Source organism: Bradyrhizobium denitrificans (assembly GCF_013179005.1).
Classification (GTDB): domain Bacteria; phylum Pseudomonadota; class Alphaproteobacteria; order Rhizobiales; family Xanthobacteraceae; genus Bradyrhizobium; species Bradyrhizobium denitrificans.
In genome coordinates this window covers 110,892-127,672 of sequence record NZ_JABFDP010000016.1, presented here as the reverse complement: position 1 = coordinate 127,672, position 16,781 = coordinate 110,892, and the positions used below count along the sequence as shown (strand labels likewise).

Sequence of the window (16,781 nt, the reverse complement as noted above, 5' to 3'; positions counted from 1 at the left end):
GAGCAGCCATGACCGAGATCGCGCCCGCCCCGCTTGCTCCCCGGATCCAGCCCGCGGCCGTTCTCGAGCTGTTGAAACCGATTACCTGGTTTCCGCCGATCTGGGCATTCGGCTGCGGCGTCGTCTCGTCCGGCGCAGCGCTGGCGCCGCGCTGGCCGATCGTGGTCGCCGGCCTCGTGCTGGCCGGACCGATGGTCTGCGCCACCAGCCAGGCGGTCAATGATTGGTTCGACCGCCATGTCGATGCGCTCAACGAGCCGCACCGGCCGATCCCGTCGGGCCGCATTCCCGGGCGCTGGGGCCTCTATGTCGCGCTGATCTGGACCGTGCTGTCGCTCGGCGTCGCCACTTTGCTCGGCACCTGGGGCTTCGCCGCAGCGGCGCTCGGGCTTGCGCTGGCGTGGGCCTATAGCGCGCCCCCGATCCGGCTGAAGCAGAACGGCTGGTGGGGCAATAGCGCGGTCGGCCTGTGTTACGAGGGCCTGCCCTGGATCACGGCCGCTGCGATCATGAGCGCAGAGGCGCCCTCCTGGCAGGTGCTCGCGATCGCGCTGCTGTATAGCGCCGGCGCCCATGGCATCATGACCCTGAACGACTTCAAGTCGATCGGCGGCGACCGCGTCAGCGGCGTCAACTCGCTGCCGGTGCTGCTCGGCGCCGAGCGCGCCGCGCGCCTCGCCTGCATCACCATGGCGCTGGCCCAAATCGCGGTGCTCGCGCTGCTCGTGGCCTGGAGCCGCCCGTTGCATGCCGCGATCATCGCGGTGCTGATCGCGGCCCAGCTGGTGCTGATGCGGCGGCTGATGACCGACCCGCGCGCGCTTGCGCCCTGGTACAACGGGACCGGCGTGCTGCTCTATGTCCTCGGCATGCTGGTCACGGCCTTTGCGCTGGCGGGGATGTCGGCATGATCGGCGCCGCGCCCTCCCCGCTCTCCTGGTTCGGCATCGTCAGGCTCGGCCTGGTCCAGACTGCGCTCGGCGCGGTCGTGGTGCTGACGACCTCGACCTTGAACCGCGTGATGGTCATCGAGCTGGCGCTGCCGGCGATGATCCCCGGCCTGCTGGTCGCGATCCATTATGCGATGCAGGTGCTCAGGCCCTGGCTCGGCCACGGCTCCGATGTCGGCGGACGGCGCTTTGCCTGGATCGTCGGCGGCATGGCGGTGCTCGCGGCCGGCGGCCTGCTCGCGGCCGTTGCCACCGCGCTGATGGCGAGCCAGCTCGTGCTCGGCCTGGTCGTCGCCGTGATCGCCTTCATCATGATCGGTATCGGCGTCGGCGCTGCCGGCACCTCGCTCCTGGTGCTGCTCGCCAAGCGCACCGCGCCGGAGCGGCGCAGCGCCGCCGCCTCGATCGCCTGGATCATGATGATCGCCGGCTTCATCGTGACCACGGCCGTGGCCGGCAAGGCGCTCGATCCATTCTCCGGCGAGCGGCTGATACTGGTCTCCGGCGCCGTTTCGGCGATCGCGATGGTGCTGACTTTGCTCGGCGTCTGGGGCATCGAGCAGCCGGAGATCTCCGCCGAGGCGTCCGCCGCCAAGGCCGAGCGCGGCGGCTTCATGGAGGATTTCCGCGAGATCTGCCGGGAGCCGCAGGCGCGGCGCTTCGCGATCTTCATCTTCGTCTCGATGCTGGCCTACAGCGCCCAGGACCTGATCCTGGAGCCGTTCGCCGGCAGCGTGTTCGGCATGACGCCGGGCCAGACCACGCAGCTCTCGTCCGTGCAGCACATGGGCGCGCTGATCGGCATGATCCTGATGCCGGCCTTGGCGAGCCTGCGCGCGGACTGGCGGACGCGGCCGCAGCCCTGGATCATCGGCGGCTGCCTCGCCTCGGCACTGGCGCTGCTGAGCCTCGCCACCGCCGCGACCGTCGGCCCGTCATGGCCGCTGCGCGGCTCGGTGCTGCTGCTCGGCATCACCAACGGCGTCTACGCCATCGCGGCGATCGGCGCGATGATGAACATGGTCAGCGAGGGCCGCGACAATCGCGAGGGCACGCGCATGGGGCTGTGGGGCGCCTCGCAGGCGATCTCGTTCGGCATCGGCGGCTTCGTCGGCACGGCCGCCGCGGACGCCGCGCGCCACTTCATGCCCTCGACCGCCTCCGCCTATGCGACGGTATTCGCCGCCGAAGCGGCGCTGTTCGTGCTCTCCGCCTGGCTGGCGATCTGGATCAAGCGTCCGCGCACGCAGACATCGACGCTTCCGGCGCAGCCGGCCAACCAAGGAGCCTAGCGATGAACCCCTCGTCCTCCTCCGAGACGTTCGACGTGGTGGTCGTCGGCGGCGGCCCCGCCGGCGCGACCGCCGCCAATGATCTGGCTCGCCAGGGCCACCATGTGTTGCTGCTCGACAGAGCCGGCCGCATCAAGCCGTGCGGCGGCGCCATTCCGCCCCGGCTGATCGCCGAGTTCGAGATCCCCGATCATCTGCTGGTCGCCCGGATCTCGTCGGCCCGCATGGTGTCGCCGAGCAACAGGGACGTCGACATGCCGATCGACGGCGGCTTCGTCGGCATGGTCGATCGCGAGCATTACGACGAATGGCTGCGCCAGCGCGCCGCCGAGGGCGGCGCGGTCCGCCGCACCGGCACGTTCAATAGACTAGCCCGCGAGGCCGATGGTACGGCCGTGATGCATTACGAGCGTCGCATGGACGACGGCAGCGTGCGCGAGGACAGCGTGCGTGCCCGCGCCGTGATCGGCGCCGATGGCGCGGTGTCGGCGGTGGCGCGGCAATGCATCCCGGAAGTCCGTGAGATCCGCTACGTGTTCGCCTATCACGAGATTATCCGCTCGCCGGATCGCAGCCACCCGGTGTTCGACGCGACCCGCTGCGACGTCGTCTATCGCGGCAAGCTCTCCCCCGATTTCTACAGCTGGGTGTTCCCGCACGGTCCGACCACCAGCATCGGCACCGGAAGCGCCTGCAAGGGCTTTTCACTGCGCGGCTCGGTCGCCGAGTTCCGGAAAGCGGCCGCGCTCGACGATCTGGAGACGATCCGTCGCGAAGGCGCGCCGATCCCGCTGAAGCCGCTGTCGCGCTGGGACAATGGCCGCGACGTCGTGCTCGCCGGCGATGCCGCCGGCGTGGTGGCGCCGGCCTCCGGCGAAGGCATCTATTATGCGATGGCCGGCGGTCGCGCCGCCGCGCAAGCGGTGGCGCTGTTTCTGAAGACGAGAGATGCCGCGGCCCTCGCAACCGCCCGCAAGACTTTCATGCGCAAGCATGGCGCGGTGTTCTTCATCCTCGGCATGATGCAGCGCTACTGGTACACGAACGACGCCCGCCGCGAGCGCTTCGTCGCCATCTGCCGCGACCGCGACGTCCAGCAGCTGACCTGGGACGCCTACATGAACAAGGAACTGGTGCGGGCCAAGCCGCTGTCGCATGTCCGGATCTTCTTCAAGAATATCGCCCACCTCACCGGGCTCGCGAAGGCGGCGTAGCAACTCGGGCAATGGATGAGCTGTTTCGCAGTCCGCATCTGGTCGATCTGATACTCGCGGTCGTCGCCCTGGAGTTGATCGCCGTGACATGGATCTGGCGGCGGCGCCGGCGCGGCATCAGCCCGCGGGCCTTGCTGCCCAATCTGCTCGCCGGGGTGTTCCTGCTGCTCGCTGTGCGCTGCGCTCTGACCGGGGCGCCGTGGTTCTGGCTCGCAGGCTGCCTCGCCGCCTCCGGCATCGCCAACGCCGCCGATCTCCGGCAGCGGTGGCGGTGATAGTCTTCTGAGTGGATAGTCTTCTTAGTGGATAGTCGTTTCAGGCGCTCTGCCGACGGCGGGACGCTCTCACCCATGCCCGGCTGCCGACGGCACCCGAAGCCGTCGTCCCCGCGAAAGCGGGGACCCATAACCTCAGGCCGAGATCTGTTGCGCTTCAACGCGCAGCGCGCCTCAAGAAAGATCACGCGGTATGGGTCCCGGCGTTCGCCGGGACGACACATGTGTGTGGATGGCTCGCCGCTCAGGACCTGAGCGCCGTCCTGCCCTCGATCACTTCTTCTCGGAGAACGTCTTCAGATAGGCGATGACGTCCTTGCGCTGCTGCTCGTTGGCGAGCTTGAACACCATCTTGGTGGAGCCGGTGGCCTGGTCCGCCTTGCCCTTCTCGGTCAGATACTTCTTGAGAAAGGCGCTGGGGTCGGGGAGGTACTCGAAGATATTGTCCTCGGTCCAGACCAAGCCGGCCTCGCCAGCGTGCTTGTTGAGGTCCGAATAGGCAAAGCCTGGATACGTCCCGGTGGCGCGCCCGACGACGCCGGTCAGCACCGGGCCGACAGCGTTCTTCGCGTCGGGTCCGATGCGATGGCAGGTCATGCATTGTTTGAAGATCTGTTCGCCTTTCGCCGGGTCGCCGCCGTCGAGCGCAAAGCCGGCACCAGCAGATGTTACCGTAAGAGCCATCGCAACCACACCCGCTCTGAGCATTCCTGATCCTCCCAATAGTCTTGGTTGTTAATGCACGTAATTGCTCCTTACAGCTATCAGTGTCAGGATCGACTGTCATTCACAAGCACGACAAAACTGGGCGCTTAAGTCGCACTTCGATCATGCAATAGGCGCAGGAATACCAACGAAAGTTGCATGCTCGTAAATAAGCCTTGACACTGAGGGCCCTGCGTGGGCTAACGACATATCCAAGACTCTCAATACGTTAGCGGGATGCGGCGCGGCACCTTCAAAATGCGCGCCAAGTGACGGCGACGCAATCCTAGCGAGCGTATCCAACGGGTGCCAAGACCATGGCCGAGTTTCACGGTCCACGACCCGACGTGACGTTGCTGCTCGACATGGACGGCGTGATCCGCGAGGCAACGCTGTCCCCATCCATGTCTGCAGAGAATGTCGACGCTTGGCTCGGCCGCCTCTGGTCGGAGATCGTCGATGATGCGAGCGAGAAGATCGAGCGCATCATGCATGACACCAAGCGCACCGGCATTTCCGCCTTTCGCCAGATCACCCAGCGGTTCCCCAGCGGCCTGGAGCTGCCGATGGAATTCACCACCGTGCTGCTCGGTGGCCGCGCCGGCATGCTGGCGATCGGCAAGAACCTGCAGGCGGTGGCCGAGCTGCAGGCCCGGCTGATCTCGGCGCAGCAGACCATCGAGCGGGACTATTGGCGCCTGCGCGAGATCGAGACGCGCTACCGGCTGGTGATCGAGGATTCCAACGAGGCGGTACTGCTAACCAAGGTCTCGGATCTGCGTATCGTCGAGGCCAACCGAACGGCAGCCGCCGCGCTCGGCGTATCGAACCGGCGCCGCGACAATCTGGTCGGCCGCGAGTTCCTGCACGAGATTCCGGAGAAGGACCGCGAGCCGGTCGAGCTCATGCTGCGGCGGGTCCGCGACCAGGGCAAGGCGCCAGGCATCGTGATCCATCTCGGCGAGGACGCCGCGCCCTGGATGCTCCGGGGATCGCTGATGACCAGCGACAACGCACCGATGTTCCTGCTGCAGATGGCACCGATCGGCAAGTCCATGCAGCGCGGCCCGGTGTCGGACGATCCGGAACGGCTGATCGACAACCTTCCGGACGCCGTCATCAGCATCGACGTCACCGGCGCCATCACGCGCGCCAACCGCGCATTCCTGGAGCTGGTCGAGGTCGGATCGAAAGAGGCGCTCGTCGGCGAAAAGCTGAGCCGCTGGCTGACGCGGCCAGGCGCCGACCTCTCGGTTCTGATCTCCAATGTCGAGCGCCATGGAACCGTTCGGCTGCTGTCGACCACCATCCAGGGCGAGCTTGGCACCGAGACGGAGGTCGAGATTTCGGCCGCGGCGCATGGCCAGGACGGCCAGCGCCGGATCGGCCTCGTTCTGCGCAACATTGCGAGGCGGTTGTCGCCGACCGGGGAGCATGACAATCTGCGAGCAGCGCTCGCCGGCCTCAACGAATCGGTCGGCAAGACACCGCTGCGCGATCTCGTGAGGAGTACGGTCGAGGTCGTCGAGCAGCACTACGTCCGCGCCGCGCTCGAGCTGGCCAATGGGAACCGGACCTCGGCCGCCGAAATTCTCGGCCTCAGCCGCCAGAGCCTTTACGCCAAGCTTGATCGGTATAATCTGAGCCAACTCGAAGAAAACGGCGAGGAAACCGAAAAGGGGAGCTAGTTGCCCGTTCCGCTGACGACGCCAGCCTTCGGCCACGCTACTCTTGCGAATTGCGAGCGCGAACAGATTCATCTCGCAGGCTCGATCCAGCCGCATGGCATCCTGCTGGCGGTCAAGGAGCCCGACAATCTCGTCATCCAGGCCAGCACCAATGCGGCGGCCTTCCTCAACACCAATTCGGTTGTCGGACGTCCGCTGCGCGATCTCGGCGGCGACTTGGCGCTGCAGATCCTGCCGCATCTGAACGGCCCGCTGCATCTGGCGCCGATGACCCTACGCTGCGCGGTGGGGACGCCGCCGCGGCGCGTCGACTGTACAATTCACCGCCCATCAAATGGCGGGCTGATCATCGAGCTGGAACCGGCGACGAAAACGACCAACATCGCGCCTGCGCTCGACGGCGCCTTCCATCGCATCACCTCTGCCTCGTCCCTGCTCGGCCTCAGCGACGAGACCGCGACCATCTTCAAGGAGATCACCGGCTACGACCGCGTCATGGTCTACCGCTTCGACGACGAGGGCCATGGCGAGGTGCTGTCGGAACGGCGGCGGCCCGAGCTCGAAGCCTTTCTCGGCAATCGCTATCCCGCCTCGGACATTCCGCAGATCGCACGCCGCCTCTACGAGCGCAACCGCGTGCGCCTGCTGGTCGACGTCAACTACACACCGGTGCCGCTGCAGCCGCGTATCTCGCCGCTGAACGGGCGCGACCTCGACATGTCGCTGAGCTGCCTGCGCAGCATGTCGCCCATTCATCAGAAATATCTGCAGAACATGGGCGTGGGCGCCACGCTGGTGTGCTCGCTGATCGTCAGCGGCCGGCTCTGGGGCCTGGTCGCCTGTCATCACTACGAGCCGCGCTTCGTGCCGTTCGATATCCGCGCGGCCTGCGAGGCGCTGGCCGAGACCTGCGCGATCCGGATCGCTGCGCTCGAAAGTTTCGCGCAGAGCCAGTCCGAGCTGGTCGTCCGCCGGCTCGAGCAGCGGCTGGTCGAGGCGGTCTCGCGGGACGGCGAATGGCAGGCGGCGTTGTTCGACGGCTCACAGTCGCTGCTGCAGCCGCTCGGCGCGACCGGCGCCGCGCTGCTGTTCGAAGGCCAGGTCACCACCGCCGGCGACGTTCCATCGACGCAGCGCATCCGCGATCTCGCCGCTTGGCTCGATCGCCGGCGCAAGACGACGGAGCCGGCGCCGCAAGCTCTGACGGTGACGGCCGCGCTGACGCTGGACGAACCGTCTTTCATGGATCTCCGCCCGATTGCGAGCGGCCTGATCGCAGCTCCGCTTTCGGCGAGCGAGGGCGAGTACCTGCTCTGGTTCAGGCCTGAACAGGTGAGGACGGTGACCTGGGGCGGCGATCCGCTCAAGGCGGTCATCATCGGCGACGACCCATCGGATCTGTCGCCGCGCCGCTCCTTCGCGCAATGGCACCAGCTGGTCGAAGGCAAGTCGGAACCATGGTCACCGGCCGAGCTGGCCTCGGCGCGGTTGATCAGCGAGACCGTGGCCGACGTCGCGCTGCAGCTTCGCTCGGTGCGCATGGTGATTGCGCAGGACCAGCTTGCCACGATCAGCGCCCAGGTGCTGCGGTCGGAGCAACCGGTGATCATCGCCGATGTCGAAGGTCGCATCCTGCTCATGAACGAGGCGTTCGAGCAGCAGCTGCGCGCCTCGCATCCGCACATTCCGCATTTGCGCGATCTCGGCAGCTACTTCGCGGCCCCGGCGGAATTCCGCGCCAATCTCGACGACCTCATGCGCAACAAGCGCAGTTGGCGTGGCGAGCTGACGCTGAGCGGCGCGGCCTCGCAGCGACCGCTGATGGTGCGCGCCGACCCAGTCATTGCGCCCTACGACCGCGTCCTCGGCTTCGTGCTGATCTTCTCAGACCTGACGGAACGCAAGACGGCCGAGGCGGCCCGCGCGCGCTTCCAGGAGGAGATAGATGGCGCGCGGCGGCCGAGTCTTCGGCTCGATCAGCGCGCCAGCCTGATCTACAAGGAACTGGCGGCCTCGACGGTGGAGAATGCGCAGCTCGCCGCGCTCGAAGTGACGCATGGCGCCGAAGCGGGCGGCATGCCCGAGATGCTGGAGAGCATCCGGAATTCCACCGCGCGGACGCTGGGCATCCTCGAGCACCTGGTGTGGTATCGCTCGCAGAGCGAGGAGTGAAGGCAAGTCCCGCGGCGTGTGGCGCTGATCTTCAGGCGCCGAGCCCCGCCGCGGCCTGCAGCGCCTCCGACAGCGTGATGTTCAGCTTGAACGCCGTGGCCGCCTCTTCGACGACAGCGCCGGGATCGGCCATCGCAGCGCCGGCCAGCTCCAGCACGTCGCGGTACGCGTCCTTGAAGCGCCGAATGTCTGCGATCTCAGGAAACTCGTAGAACGACAGCGCCTCCGGCGGCAGTGCGAGCGACCGCGCGAGGATCTTCTTGATGATCTGGCCGCCGCTGAGATCGCCGAGATAGCGCGTATAGGCGTGGGCCAGAAGCGGATGGCCCGAGCCCGATCCCGCCTTCTTGATGGCGCCGACATAGGTGATCGCTTCGGGCAACAGCGGCAGGCCGGTCGCATCGAGCGTCGCAAGATCGGCCTTGATCGCCGGACTGCGATGCAGCTCCGGCCGCACGATGCGGCTCAGCACAAGCGAGCTTTGGTGGCGGACAAGCTCGGCCTCCAACGTCTCATAGACCGGCAATAGATTGCGCAACAGCAACGCATAGGCCTGCCGCGTGCCGCGGCCGCGCAACAGCTCGGCGACGACCCCGGTCCGCTCCGCCGTCACATGCAGCGCCTTGGTCCGTTCGCGCATCGCTTCCAAAAGACTGACCGGGCGCGTGCTGCACCCGGCCATCTCAATCTGCTCAACTCTGTCCAACATGTCTCGACCTGCAGGGACTTCAGCGCATCGGCGCCAGCCCGTGTTTCACGCCCCAGTCGAACCAGCTGTCGACCACTGTGCCCGAGAGTAGGATGCCGATGCCGCCGGTCAAGGGACAAAGCACGGCGAACCACCAGGCCCAGCGATGGATCGATTCGGCGGTCGCGTTGAAGCCCATCGTCCAGCGCCAGAACAGCGCACCACGCTCGAACGCCGTGCCGCGATCGACGATCTGTTCGAGCTCTCGCTCGCCGCCGTAGCGGCTGATCGCCAGCACCGTCGCGCCATGCATCGCGAACAGCAGCGCCGATCCGTACAGGAAGGCGATCGAGAGCATGTGGAACGGATTGTAGAACAGGTTGCCGTGGGTGATGGAGAAATTGTTGGTCCAGTCGAGGTGCGGGAAGATGCCGAACGGCACCGCCTCGCTCCAGCTCCCCATGAAGATCGGCCGGATGAAGCCGAGCACCAGATAGAGCCAGATCGCCGCCGCAAACGCCCAGGAGACGTGCGTACCGAGGCCGAGCGCGCGGGCGCGGCGATAGGTGCGGGCCCACCACAACAGGATCGACGTCGTCAGGAAGAAGCCAGCCATCAGCCACCAGCCACCCTCCTGCAGCGGCGGGAAGATCTGCAGGCCGTATTCCGGCGCCGGCGGCTGCAGCGACAGCCACGGGAACTGGCGAATGAACTCGAGCGGGCTCCAGTTCACCGAGGCCAGCATGTTGAGACCGATGATCTCGATCGCGACGAAGCCGGTCATCAGCGAGGCAAGGCCGAGGAAGCCGAGATACACCGGGCCGACCTGGGCGTCACCGATCTTGCCGAACCAGTAGTTGAAGCTGCCCTTGCCGAGCCGCTCCCAGATTCCGGGCTCGATCGGAATGCCCGGATAGATCTTACTGCGAACTTGGATCTGCGTGAAGATGTTCTGGTATTGGGCCATGACGACCTCTCCTTGAACTCATTGCGGCGGCGACCAGATCGGAACCCTGCGCCACCATTCCCACCAATCCGACCAGGCATTGCCTTCCGGCAGCAGCCAGGCGGGACCGGAGATGACGATGCAGACGGCGCTGAAGAACACAGCGGACAGCGCGAGGAAAAGCCCGACGCGGTGGATGCCGAGGGTGCCGACGGAATAGCCGATGAGATCACGAAACATCGTGTTCTCATGCTCCGGCGACTTCATCTCCTCGCCACGGCCGGGGTTGCTGGCCGACAGGATCAGTCCGCCGTGCAGCGCGAGCGCAAGACACGTCGTGAAGAAGAACGTGATCGCGATCATATGCGCGGGATTGTAGTGGAAATTGCCGAACTGATAGCCGGTGTTCGACACCCAGTCGAGATGGGTGATGATGCCGTAGGGGAAGGCGTAGCTCCACGAGCCCATCAGCACCGGACGGATCACCTCCAGCGTGAAATAAGCGAAGATCGCAAAGCCGAAGGCGACAGGCACGTGATAGCCGATCGCGAGCTTGCGACAGATCTCGACCTCGCGCAGCGCCCAGGAGACGAAGGCGCCATGCGCGCACACCGTGATGAGCTGCCAGAAGCCGCCCTCGGTGAGTGGCGCGAATGACAGGCCGTATTTGGCGTCGGGCGGATTGATGCTGATCTGCCAGAGATTCCACGTCGGTCCGAGCGCCGTGGCGTAGAGGATCAGCGCCACGCCGACGAACGTGAAGAAGATCGTCGTCACGCCGAAGAAGCCGACATAGAATGGTCCGACCCAGAAATCGAACAGGTCGCCGCCGATCAACGTGCCGCCGCGGACGCGGTATTTTCGTTCAAAGCTGAGCATTGCCATCGGTCCTGCCTCCGCTGCCCGTCGCTCGATATGCTGCGTGTCGTATCGTCATGTCGTCAGGCCGCGCATTCATTGACGGCCATATTTGGGAAGCGGGCGAACGAGGTCTGTCGCCGACGCACGCCCGCTTCCCTTGGGTCACGCGAAGCTGTTAGGTGAGCTTCACCGGGGTCGCCGGATCGGAGATCGACGACGTCTTCGCAGCGCGCGGTCCCTCCAGCCAGTTGAACCGATTCGTGCTGAGCAGGATGAAGTGAATCACCAATGCCAGTCCGAACAGGAAGATGCCGAGAGCCACGAGAACCCGGCGGGGATCGAACAACAACCACAAGCGCCACATAGTTTTCTCCTTTCGGTCAGGTCAGGTAGGAGAGCACGATATTGGCGTAGTGGGTCACCCCATCCAGCGCCGCTGCCTTGTAGCCGGTCGGCCCGGGCAGCCAAGGACGCCACATCCAGGCGAGAATGTGGGCGACGATCGCAATCGCCGTGAAGACCACAAAGCTCGTCATGAAGATGCTATGGAATTCCCTAGCCTCCGCTTCGGTCAGCCCCGACAGAGAGCCTCCCTTGTTTGGTACGTCCACCATAGTGGTACCTCCTGGTGTTGGCCTTTCGGCCGGATGCCGCTCACCGGAATGAGCAGCGTCGAAGCGCCATCCCGTCGCCGGGATGACATCCGTGCGGCGAGCCGCACGAATTCCTTGAGAGAGCACGCAGGGCTCAGCCGGCAGCCCTCGAACTCACAGCCCCATGAAGGACGAGGTCGCGCAGTTCGCGGCCTTGATCCTCGCCTCGCCGATGATGGCGCCGAGCGGCGCCGGCCGGTGGCCGGTGATGACCGAGCCGATCCGGCGCAGCACGCCCTCGACCATCAGCACGGCGAAGCACATTGCGTAGACCAGGAGATACTCGATCCGCTCGCGCGATCTCGGCGCGACGTCACGATCCATGCGCTCGTATAACGACATCGTCCCTCTCCCTTCGCTCTACCCCATCGCGCTCATGCGGCCTGGCCTGTTGCGAGCTGCAGCCGCACGCGCGCGAGAACGTCTTCCGTCACCTTGTCGAGTCCGGCCTGGCGCGCGCCGCGCTCGGCCGCATCGCGCAGCCGCTTGGCTGCGGAAATCCGCACCAGCACCGGCTGCGTTTCGATGATCCGATCGAGCGCGAGCCTGGCGCCGTCTTCCCAGGGCAGCTCGCGCTCGAGCCGCGCCGGCGTCGCCGCGATCTGATCGAGCTGCGTGGCGAGCGGCAGGATGTTGAACAGCGCATCGAACAGCGCGTTGCAGACCTCCTGCAGGACATAGGTCGCGCCGGCATAGCCCATGAACGGCGTGCCGGTGTGGCGGCGGATCACCGTGCCCGGGAACGAGGCCGGGATGTAGATCGCGCGATTGCCCGCTTCCGCCGCATACATGCGCTCATTGTAGCTGCCGAACAGCACCAGCGGCGGCCGCTCGTGGATCTGCTTACGGATCGCGTCATTGTCGGTCTTGGCGCCGGCGCAGCGCGAGACTGCGAAATGACACGGCAGCCCGAGCTCGGTCTCCAGGAAATTGCGCAAGCCTCGCGCATAGGTCTCGGAGGCGACGATGCCGAAGCTGGCGGTGCCGAAGAAGTCCTGCGTGACCGAACGCCAGAGGTCCCAGATCGGCTTGATCGTCGTATGCTTCTCGCGCGCAATAAACGGCTCGGGGTCGAGCCCGAGCATCTCACCGAGCGTGCGCAGGAATTTCGTGGTCGAATGCAGCCCGATCGGCGCCTGCAGATAGGGGCGCTCCAAGGTCTCGCACAGCAGCCGGCCGAACTCGCGATACATGCAGATGTTGACGTCCGCATTGACCAGCTTCGGCACGTCGGCAACATGGCTGCCGAGCGGAAACACCATGTTGATCTCGGCGCCGATGCCTTCAACGAGCCGGCGGATCTCGGCGAGATCCGAGGGCATGTTGAAGGTGCCGTAGATCGGCCCGATGATGTTGACGCGTGGCTTCTCGCCGTCCGCACGCGGCTTGCGCTCCGGGATCTTGCGCAGGCCATATTCGCTCCACAACCAGCTCAGCGCGCGGTTGGCGCTCTGCCACTGGTCCTCGTCGATCGTGCGCGGCAGGAAGCGCTTGATGTTGGAGCCTTCCGGCGTGACGCCGCCGCCGATCATCTCGGCGATCGAGCCGGTGACGACCACGGCCGGCAGGTCGGGATCGAGCGCGGCGCGGGCGCGCTTCATCGCCTGCTCGGTGCCCTTCTGTCCCAGTTCGTCTTCGCCGAGACCCGTGACGACGATCGGCAGCTCGTGCGGCGGCAGGCCGTCGGTGTAGTGCAGCACCGAAGTCACCGGCAGGTTCTCACAGCCGACCGGGCCATCGATGATGACCTGCAGGCCCTTGATCGCGGTGAACACGTAGACCGAGCCCCAATAGCCGCCGGCGCGATCGTGATCGAGGATCAGCATCACACCATCTCCTCGGACTTGCGCTTCTTGGCCTGCGCCGCGACCGCCTTGCGGAACTTGTCGCGGAATTCAGGACGCGCGACAGGCGTGTCCTGCCACACGCCCGCAGTGTCGCCCTCGCCGACACCTTCGAAGAACGTGCGCATCTCGTCGAACCGCGCCTTGCCGCCGATGGCGGCATTGACGACCTGCGCCAGCGAGCCGGCGCCGGAGACGCCGAACAGCGGCCGCGCCGAGATCAAATTGGTGAAATAGAGCGATGGAATCGCGCGCGCCTTGGCCTTCTGCACGACCGGCGTGGTGCCGATCGCGAGATCCGGCGCGAACTCATCGACTGCGGCGAGATCCTGCTCCAGCGAGGCGCGGTACTGCACGCGCACGCCGTGGCTCTCGAGCCACGCACAGTCCGCTTCCGACCAGCGCGTGCGCGGACAGGCCGTGCCGACATAGCGCAGATCGGCGCCGCTCTCGACCAGGAGACGCCCGACCAGGAGTTCGGACCCTTCATAGCCCGACAGCGTGATGCGGCCGCGGATCGGCGCTGCCGCGAGTGCCGCGCGGATCGCCGGCAGCACTGCGTTCTTCGCTGCGTCGATCTGCCCGCGTCCGACGCCGCAGATCGCCCCGACCGCCTCCAGCCAATCCGCCGTGCCGTCGTAGCCGACCGGCGCCGAACCGATGATCGGACGGCCCGCCGCTTCGAACTCGCGGATCGACGCCGTGTAGAACGGGTGGATCGCCGCGACAGCCGCGCAGTCCAGTGCGCCATAGAGTTCGCGCCATTCGCGCGTCGGCACCGTGGGTCCGGCGGCAAGGCCGAGCGGCGCCAGCATCATGCCGATGCCGACGGGATCGGCGGGGAACATCTCGCCCAGCAGCGTGATGGTAGGCTTGTCGCCGCGCGGCGCGCGCGGCGCCTGCACCGGCCCCTGCTCGGCCTCGCGGCGCGCGTAGTTCAGCATCGCGCCCGCCAGCACATCCTTGGCCTCGGCATGGGTCGGCACGCCGAAGCCGGGTACGTCGATGCCGATCACACGGACGCCGTTGATCTCCTTCGGCAGGATTTGCAGCGGTACGCCGGACGCGGTGGGGACACACAGATTGATGATGACGACGCAGTCGTAATTGGCGGGATCGGCGAGCTTGAACACGGCGTCGCGAATGTCCTCGAACAGTTTTCCGGTGACCAGCGTCTCGGAATTGAACGGGACATAGCCGACGCTGCGCCGCGCGCCATAGAAGTGCGACGTGAAGGTCAGGCCATAGACGCAGCAGGCCGAGCCCGACAGCACGGTGGCGGTGCGGCGCATGCGCAGGCCGACGCGCAGCGAGCCAAACGCCGGACACATGCTCTGCGGCTGGTCATGCGGCCCGGCCGGATAGTCCGCCGCATAGCGCGCCAAGACCTCGCTCTTGCCGGCAGCCTCGGCCGCCTTCTTGAGCTCGGCCTTGCCGGCGTGGCAGCCGAGCGCCTCGGGCTGCGCCGGCATGCCGGCCTCCGCGCCGCCCACGGCCTGATGGATCACTGCATCGCTCATTGCACTACATTCCGCTGCTCAGCAACGCACCCATCACACATTGTCGTAGATCACTTCGAGCGACGGCTTGGCCACCGCCGTGCTGCCGCACATGTCTTCAAGCGTCGCCTGCTCCAGCACCACGTCGCGGCCGACTTCCGAGGCCTTGAACAGGCCGAGCAGGCCGTCCTGCGTCAGGGGATGCGGATGCTGCGGCGGGGCCTCGGCGACGTTCTTCGCGAGGTGCTCAAACAGCGGCGCCCAGGGCGTGCCGGGCCGGCCAATGATCTGATAGCTGGCGCTCTTGCGGCGGATGTCGTCGTCGGCCGGGATCGAGGCCAGCACCGGGATGCCCGTCGCATCAGCAAAGGCCTGCGCCTCGCCGGTGCCGTCATCCTTGTTGATCACGATGCCGGCGACCCCGACATTGCCGCCGAGCTTGCGGAAATATTCCACCGCCGAGCAGACGTTGTTGGCAACGTAAAGCGACTGCAGATCGTTGGAGCCGACGATGATCACCTTCTGGCACATGTCGCGCGCGATCGGCAGGCCGAAGCCGCCGCAGACGACATCGCCCAGAAAGTCGAGCAGCACGTAGTCGAAGCCCCAATCGTGGAAGCCGAGCTTCTCGATCAGCTCGAAGCCGTGGATGATGCCGCGACCGCCGCAGCCGCGGCCGACCTCGGGTCCGCCGAGCTCCATCGCGAACACGCCGTCGCGCTTGAAGCAGACGTCGCCGATCTTCACATCCTCGCCGGCGAGCTTCTTCTTCGACGAGGTCTCAAGAATGGTCGGGCAGGCGCGGCCGCCGAACAGCAGCGACGTGGTATCGCTCTTCGGATCGCAGCCGATGAGCAGCACCTTCTTGCCCTGCTGCGCCATCATGTAGGACAAATTGGCAAGCGTGAAGCTCTTGCCGATGCCGCCCTTGCCGTAGATCGCGATGATCTGCGTCGCCTTCTTCGGCGTCGCCGTCGTGGGCACGTCGGGCTCGATCGCGGCTTCGGCCCGCAGGGCATCGGCCACCGCACTGATCTTGGTCGGGGCATTCATGGGGCAGCTCTCCAGTCCAAGACCATCTTGAGACATGACGGATCGTCGAATGCGGTCCGGTAGGCGCTCTCCGCCGACAAAGCGTCGGCGTGATGCGTAATCAGCCCGTCCAGCGACAGCCGACCGGTGTCGATCAGATTGCGCACCGCGAGCAGGTCCTCATGCTTCCATTCGGCGGCGACGCGGATCGCCGCCTCGCGCATGAAGGCCGGCGGATAGGAGAAGGTCAGCGGCGCACTGTAGAAGCCGGCGAGGATGATCTCGCCCCGGGGGGCCAAGCGAGCAATGAGACTGTCGAGCAGCCCGGCATCGCCGCTGGCGTCGAAGATCAGGCGATAGTCGCGACGGGTATCAGTCGCGGGATCGATGACGCGATAACCGGTCGCGCCGGCGGCGCGCTCCGGATTGCTTTCCCACACCACGGGCGGATCGCCACCCATTGCGATGATCAGCCGCGCCAGCAGACGACCGAGCACACCATGGCCGACCACGCATTCGGCCTGGCCGTCGCCGCCGATCGTCAGCGCATGATAGGCGGTGGCCGCGAGCGCGAGCAGCACGCCGCGCTCGCCGATGGACTCGTCAATCGCGACCACGCGCTGCGGAGGAACGTTGAGGCGTGAGGCTGCGGCGCCGAACAGGCTCCTCACCTCGCCGAAGCAGCGCGCCGCGCCCGGCACGAAGACGCGCTCGCCCTTTCGAAAACCCGAATGAGGTGCAGCGTGCGCGATGCGGCCGACCGCCTCGTAGCCCGGCACGAGTGGATAGCCCAGGCCCGGGAAGGACGGCATGCGCCCTTCGTACAGCAGCCGTTCGGTGCCGGTGCTGATCGCGCTCCATTCGATGTCGACGGTGAGCCAGTCCGGGGCATCCGCCAGCTGCAGCTGCTGCAGCGACAACTCCCTCGGCCTCCCCAGCACCACGGCGATCGCGTCCATAGC

General features: G+C 66.3%; 17 protein-coding genes. 6 read left to right on the top strand and 11 right to left on the bottom strand.

From position 1 onward, the window contains the following. Positions 1–8 precede the first annotated feature (8 nt). The 4 genes from chlG to HL671_RS19000 are packed head-to-tail and all read left to right on the top strand — an operon-like array spanning position 9 to position 3,731. Positions 9–911 carry a chlorophyll synthase ChlG gene (gene chlG / locus HL671_RS19015; protein WP_172237517.1) on the top strand — a complete coding sequence of 301 codons (903 nt, stop codon included), beginning with the start codon at positions 9–11 and terminating at the stop codon, positions 909–911. Beyond that, positions 908–2,242: a BCD family MFS transporter gene (locus HL671_RS19010; RefSeq protein ID WP_012046274.1), complete on the top strand. Its 1,335-nt coding sequence runs from the start codon at positions 908–910 to the stop codon at positions 2,240–2,242. Before chlG ends, HL671_RS19010 begins: the two co-directional genes overlap by 4 nt. A gap of 2 nt (positions 2,243–2,244) precedes the next feature. After that, entirely contained in the window at positions 2,245–3,456 is a 1,212-nt protein-coding gene (locus HL671_RS19005) for a geranylgeranyl diphosphate reductase (RefSeq protein WP_172237515.1), read from the top strand. Between the two features lie 11 nt (positions 3,457–3,467). Then, positions 3,468–3,731 carry a hypothetical protein gene (locus HL671_RS19000; RefSeq protein WP_012046276.1) on the top strand — a complete coding sequence of 88 codons (264 nt, stop codon included), beginning with the start codon at positions 3,468–3,470 and terminating at the stop codon, positions 3,729–3,731. A 273-nt stretch (positions 3,732–4,004) separates the two neighbouring features. Here HL671_RS19000 and HL671_RS18995 read toward each other — a convergent pair whose 3' ends face one another. Further along, positions 4,005–4,439, bottom strand: coding sequence for a c-type cytochrome (locus HL671_RS18995; RefSeq protein ID WP_172237513.1), 435 nt, complete (start codon positions 4,437–4,439; stop codon positions 4,005–4,007). A gap of 314 nt (positions 4,440–4,753) precedes the next feature. Between HL671_RS18995 and ppsR the strand changes: the two genes are divergently transcribed. Further along, entirely contained in the window at positions 4,754–6,124 is a 1,371-nt protein-coding gene (gene ppsR, locus HL671_RS18990; protein ID WP_012046278.1) for a transcriptional regulator PpsR, read from the top strand. Next, positions 6,125–8,296: a GAF domain-containing protein gene (locus tag HL671_RS18985; protein ID WP_012046279.1), complete on the top strand. Its 2,172-nt coding sequence runs from the start codon at positions 6,125–6,127 to the stop codon at positions 8,294–8,296. Positions 8,297–8,327: 31 nt separating this feature from the next. On the opposite strand, the gene HL671_RS18980 is transcribed toward HL671_RS18985, so the two are convergent. The 10 genes from HL671_RS18980 to bchC all read right to left on the bottom strand — a co-directional run bounded on the left by HL671_RS18980 (position 8,328) and on the right by bchC (position 16,778). After that, positions 8,328–9,005 (bottom strand): biliverdin-producing heme oxygenase, encoded by a 678-nt coding sequence (locus tag HL671_RS18980; protein ID WP_083780718.1) that lies wholly within the window; start codon positions 9,003–9,005, stop codon positions 8,328–8,330. Between the two features lie 19 nt (positions 9,006–9,024). Further along, positions 9,025–9,951 (bottom strand): photosynthetic reaction center subunit M, encoded by a 927-nt coding sequence (pufM, locus tag HL671_RS18975; protein ID WP_012046281.1) that lies wholly within the window; start codon positions 9,949–9,951, stop codon positions 9,025–9,027. An 18-nt stretch (positions 9,952–9,969) separates the two neighbouring features. Beyond that, positions 9,970–10,815, bottom strand: a complete 846-nt coding sequence (gene pufL / locus HL671_RS18970; protein ID WP_172237511.1) for a photosynthetic reaction center subunit L — start codon at positions 10,813–10,815, stop codon at positions 9,970–9,972. Between the two features lie 151 nt (positions 10,816–10,966). After that, positions 10,967–11,155, bottom strand: coding sequence for a light-harvesting antenna LH1, alpha subunit (pufA, locus tag HL671_RS18965; RefSeq protein ID WP_012046283.1), 189 nt, complete (start codon positions 11,153–11,155; stop codon positions 10,967–10,969). Positions 11,156–11,171: 16 nt separating this feature from the next. Then, complete coding sequence (gene pufB / locus HL671_RS18960) at positions 11,172–11,405, bottom strand: light-harvesting antenna LH1, beta subunit (protein WP_012046284.1); 234 nt, start codon at positions 11,403–11,405, stop codon at positions 11,172–11,174. 153 nt (positions 11,406–11,558) lie between these two features. After that, the gene (locus tag HL671_RS18955; RefSeq protein WP_012046285.1) at positions 11,559–11,786 is read right to left on the bottom strand and encodes a hypothetical protein; all 228 of its coding nucleotides are present in this window, start codon (positions 11,784–11,786) and stop codon (positions 11,559–11,561) included. A gap of 32 nt (positions 11,787–11,818) precedes the next feature. Beyond that, complete coding sequence (gene bchZ, locus HL671_RS18950) at positions 11,819–13,270, bottom strand: chlorophyllide a reductase subunit Z (protein WP_012046286.1); 1,452 nt, start codon at positions 13,268–13,270, stop codon at positions 11,819–11,821. Further along, on the bottom strand, positions 13,270–14,808 hold the full coding sequence (gene bchY, locus HL671_RS18945; protein WP_172237508.1) for a chlorophyllide a reductase subunit Y: 1,539 nt from the start codon (positions 14,806–14,808) through the stop codon (positions 13,270–13,272). The genes bchZ and bchY overlap by 1 nt, the downstream gene beginning before the upstream one ends. Before the next feature lie 33 nt (positions 14,809–14,841). Next, positions 14,842–15,840 (bottom strand): chlorophyllide a reductase iron protein subunit X, encoded by a 999-nt coding sequence (locus HL671_RS18940; protein WP_172237505.1) that lies wholly within the window; start codon positions 15,838–15,840, stop codon positions 14,842–14,844. Next, the gene (gene bchC, locus HL671_RS18935; protein WP_172237502.1) at positions 15,837–16,778 is read right to left on the bottom strand and encodes a chlorophyll synthesis pathway protein BchC; all 942 of its coding nucleotides are present in this window, start codon (positions 16,776–16,778) and stop codon (positions 15,837–15,839) included. Before bchC ends, HL671_RS18940 begins: the two co-directional genes overlap by 4 nt. Positions 16,779–16,781 lie beyond the last annotated feature (3 nt).

What these genes read in the sequence shown, in the direction of transcription:
- chlG (WP_172237517.1), top strand. Translation starts at nt 9, where the DNA reads ATGACCGAGATCGCGCCCGCCCCGCTTGCTCCCCGGATCCAGCCCGCG.
- HL671_RS19010 (WP_012046274.1), top strand. Translation starts at nt 908, where the DNA reads ATGATCGGCGCCGCGCCCTCCCCGCTCTCCTGGTTCGGCATCGTCAGG.
- HL671_RS19005 (WP_172237515.1), top strand. Translation starts at nt 2,245, where the DNA reads ATGAACCCCTCGTCCTCCTCCGAGACGTTCGACGTGGTGGTCGTCGGC.
- HL671_RS19000 (WP_012046276.1), top strand. Translation starts at nt 3,468, where the DNA reads ATGGATGAGCTGTTTCGCAGTCCGCATCTGGTCGATCTGATACTCGCG.
- HL671_RS18995 (WP_172237513.1), bottom strand. Translation starts at nt 4,439, where the DNA reads ATGCTCAGAGCGGGTGTGGTTGCGATGGCTCTTACGGTAACATCTGCT.
- ppsR (WP_012046278.1), top strand. Translation starts at nt 4,754, where the DNA reads ATGGCCGAGTTTCACGGTCCACGACCCGACGTGACGTTGCTGCTCGAC.
- HL671_RS18980 (WP_083780718.1), bottom strand. Translation starts at nt 9,005, where the DNA reads ATGTTGGACAGAGTTGAGCAGATTGAGATGGCCGGGTGCAGCACGCGC.
- pufM (WP_012046281.1), bottom strand. Translation starts at nt 9,951, where the DNA reads ATGGCCCAATACCAGAACATCTTCACGCAGATCCAAGTTCGCAGTAAG.
- pufL (WP_172237511.1), bottom strand. Translation starts at nt 10,815, where the DNA reads ATGGCAATGCTCAGCTTTGAACGAAAATACCGCGTCCGCGGCGGCACG.
- pufA (WP_012046283.1), bottom strand. Translation starts at nt 11,155, where the DNA reads ATGTGGCGCTTGTGGTTGTTGTTCGATCCCCGCCGGGTTCTCGTGGCT.
- pufB (WP_012046284.1), bottom strand. Translation starts at nt 11,405, where the DNA reads ATGGTGGACGTACCAAACAAGGGAGGCTCTCTGTCGGGGCTGACCGAA.
- HL671_RS18955 (WP_012046285.1), bottom strand. Translation starts at nt 11,786, where the DNA reads ATGTCGTTATACGAGCGCATGGATCGTGACGTCGCGCCGAGATCGCGC.
- bchZ (WP_012046286.1), bottom strand. Translation starts at nt 13,270, where the DNA reads ATGCTGATCCTCGATCACGATCGCGCCGGCGGCTATTGGGGCTCGGTC.
- bchY (WP_172237508.1), bottom strand. Translation starts at nt 14,808, where the DNA reads ATGAGCGATGCAGTGATCCATCAGGCCGTGGGCGGCGCGGAGGCCGGC.
- HL671_RS18940 (WP_172237505.1), bottom strand. Translation starts at nt 15,840, where the DNA reads ATGAATGCCCCGACCAAGATCAGTGCGGTGGCCGATGCCCTGCGGGCC.
- bchC (WP_172237502.1), bottom strand. Translation starts at nt 16,778, where the DNA reads ATGGACGCGATCGCCGTGGTGCTGGGGAGGCCGAGGGAGTTGTCGCTG.